This window comes from Promicromonospora sp. NPDC019610 (assembly GCF_044389365.1).
In the GTDB taxonomy this organism is placed as follows: Bacteria; Actinomycetota; Actinomycetes; order Actinomycetales; family Cellulomonadaceae; genus Promicromonospora.
The window spans coordinates 2008-5401 of the sequence record NZ_JBIRXX010000006.1 but is presented as its reverse complement, the minus strand read 5'-3'; the positions used below and the strand labels follow the sequence as shown (position 1 = coordinate 5401).

Sequence of the window (3394 nt, the reverse complement as noted above, 5' to 3'; positions counted from 1 at the left end):
TGAAGTTATCGGCAGGTTAGTACCGGTCAGCTCCACAGGTCTTCAGTCCCTGCTTCCACATCCGGCCTATCAACCCAGTGGTCTGCTGGGTGCCTCTCACACACAAGGTGTATGGAAACCTCATCTCGAAGCAGGCTTCCCGCTTAGATGCTTTCAGCGGTTATCCCTTCCGAACGTAGCCAACCAGCCATGCTCCTGGCGGAACAACTGGCACACCAGAGGTTCGTCCGTCCCGGTCCTCTCGTACTAGGGACAGCCCTTCTCAAGTTTCCTACGCGCGCAGCGGATAGGGACCGAACTGTCTCACGACGTTCTAAACCCAGCTCGCGTACCGCTTTAATGGGCGAACAGCCCAACCCTTGGGACCTACTCCAGCCCCAGGATGCGACGAGCCGACATCGAGGTGCCAAACCATGCCGTCGATATGGACTCTTGGGCAAGATCAGCCTGTTATCCCCGGGGTACCTTTTATCCGTTGAGCGACGGCGCTTCCACAAGCCACCGCCGGATCACTAGTTCCGACTTTCGTCCCTGCTCGACCTGTCGGTCTCACAGTCAAGCTCCCTTGTGCACTTGCACTCGACACCTGATTACCAACCAGGCTGAGGGAACCTTTGAGCGCCTCCGTTACATTTTAGGAGGCAACCGCCCCAGTTAAACTACCCACCAGGCACTGTCCCTGATCCGGATCACGGACCGAGGTTAGACATCCGAAGCGATCAGAGTGGTATTTCAACAATGACTCCACCCGAGCTGGCGCCCGAGCTTCACAGTCTCCCACCTATCCTACACAAACCGCACCGAACACCAATACCAAGCTATAGTAAAGGTCCCGGGGTCTTTCCGTCCTGCTGCGCGTAACGAGCATCTTTACTCGTAGTGCAATTTCGCCGAGTTCGCGGTTGAGACAGCGGAGAAGTCGTTACGCCATTCGTGCAGGTCGGAACTTACCCGACAAGGAATTTCGCTACCTTAGGATGGTTATAGTTACCACCGCCGTTTACTGGGGCTTAAATTCTGGGCTTCGCCGAAGCTAACCCGTCCTCTTAACCTTCCAGCACCGGGCAGGCGTCAGTCCGTATACATCGTCTTGCGACTTCGCACGGACCTGTGTTTTTAGTAAACAGTCGCTTCTCCCTGGTCTCTGCGGCCCTCCCCGCGTCCCCCAGCAAGTGGGTTAACGGTTCAGGCCCCCCTTCTCCCGAAGTTACGGGGGCATTTTGCCGAGTTCCTTAACCACGATTCACTCGATCGCCTTAGTATTCTCTACCTGACCACCTGAGTCGGTTTAGGGTACGGGCGGCTAGTCCCTCGCGTCGAGGCTTTTCTAGGCAGCATAGGATCACCAGATTCCCGCATACACGGTCACTATCAGCTCTCACCCTTAAATGACACCCGGATTTGCCTAGGTGTCGGGCTACAACCTTGGACGTGGACAACCATCGCCACGCCTGGCTACCTTCCTGCGTCACCCCTGTTAACACGCTTACCTACTACCGGATCAGGTCCCACGCCTCCCCACCAGTGAGACCCGAAGGTCTCGGCGGTGGCTCGGGGTGGTTAGTATCACCGGGCTCGGTATGGGCGGTACTTCGCCGGTAGGAGAATATCAACTCCTTGTCCATCGACTACGCCTGTCGGCCTCGCCTTAGGTCCCGACTTACCCAGGGCGGATGAACCTGGCCCTGGAACCCTTGGTCATTCGGCGGACGGGATTCACACCCGTCATTCGCTACTCATGCCTGCATTCTCACTCGTGTAGGCTCCACCGCTAGGTCACCCTGCGACTTCACTGCCCACACGACGCTCCCCTACCCACCCACACACCTGAACACACAGAACAAGTCTGGTGCTGGGCTTGCGATCAAACGCAATGTGAGTGCCACGGCTTCGGCGGTGTGCTTGAGCCCCGCTACATTGTCGGCGCGGAATCACTTGACCAGTGAGCTATTACGCACTCTTTCAAGGGTGGCTGCTTCTAAGCCAACCTCCTGGTTGTCTGTGCAACTCCACATCCTTTCCCACTGAGCACACGCTTAGGGGCCTTAGCCGGTGATCTGGGCTGTTTCCCTCTCGACCACGGAGCTTATCCCCCGCAGTCTCACTGCCGCGCTTGCACTTACCGGCATTCGGAGTTTGGCTGACGTCAGTAACCTGGTGAGGCCCATTAGCCATCCAGTAGCTCTACCTCCGGCAAGAAACACGCGACGCTGCACCTAAATGCATTTCGGGGAGAACCAGCTATCACGAAGTTTGATTGGCCTTTCACCCCTAACCACAGGTCATCCCCCAGGTTTTCAACCCTGGTGGGTTCGGTCCTCCACGCCGTCTTACCGGCGCTTCAACCTGCCCATGGCTAGATCACTTCGCTTCGGGTCTAGACCCGGCGACTGAATCGCCCTATTCGGACTCGCTTTCGCTACGGATACCCCACACGGGTTAACCTCGCCACCGAGCACTAACTCGCAGGCTCATTCTTCAAAAGGCACGCCGTCACCCCTACCAAGGAGGCTCCGACGGATTGTAGGCACACGGTTTCAGGTACTATTTCACTCCCCTCCCGGGGTACTTTTCACCTTTCCCTCACGGTACTTGTCCGCTATCGGTCACTAGGTAGTATTTAGGCTTAGCAAGTGGTCTTGCCAGATTCACACGAGATTTCACGGGCCCCGTGCTACTTGGGATCCCCTCCACCAGGCCGCACCATTTCGTCTACGGGACTCCCACCCACTACGGTCCGGTATTCAACCCGGTTCGACTATGACACGACTTTCTTACTGGCTACCAGACTGTCAGATCTGGTCAGAAGGTCCCACAACCCCGCACACGCAACGCCTGACAGCTTGACACGCATACGGTTTGGCCTCATCCGCTTTCGCTCGCCACTACTCACGGAATATCTCTTCCTGTCGGTACTGAGATGTTTCACTTCCCGACGTTCCCTCCACACGCCCTATACATTCAGGCGCGGGTAACCGAACATGACTTCGGCTGGGTTCCCCCATTCGGAGACCCTCGGATCACAGCTCGTCTGCCAACTCCCCGAGGATTATCGCAGGCTACAACGTCCTTCTTCGGCTCCTAGTGCCAAGGCATCCACCAATGTGCCCTTAAAAACTTCAGCAACACTACAATCACAGAAACCAAGACAACACACCCGTCGACAACCCCCACCACCAAGACCCAAAAGCCTTGCCAGTCGTGTCATCGCCGAGCGGTCTTGGAAAAATTCAAAGATGCTCGCGTCCACTATGCAGTTCTCAAGCAACGGACGAACCCACCAGGCAACCCGCAACCACCACCACCGGCAAGCCGGCTGGTCTAGTATGCAACCCAGTGACCCGTATCCAGTCAGAAACACCCAACCTCCCACGCCCCCCACCCACCAGTCCTA

Annotated in this window: 1 rRNA gene; it reads right to left on the bottom strand. The window is 56.8% G+C overall.

Annotated elements, in window-relative coordinates:
- Positions 1-3124: ribosomal RNA gene (locus ACH45N_RS28010) — 23S ribosomal RNA — on the bottom strand; the annotation flags it as partial.
- Positions 3125-3394 lie beyond the last annotated feature (270 nt).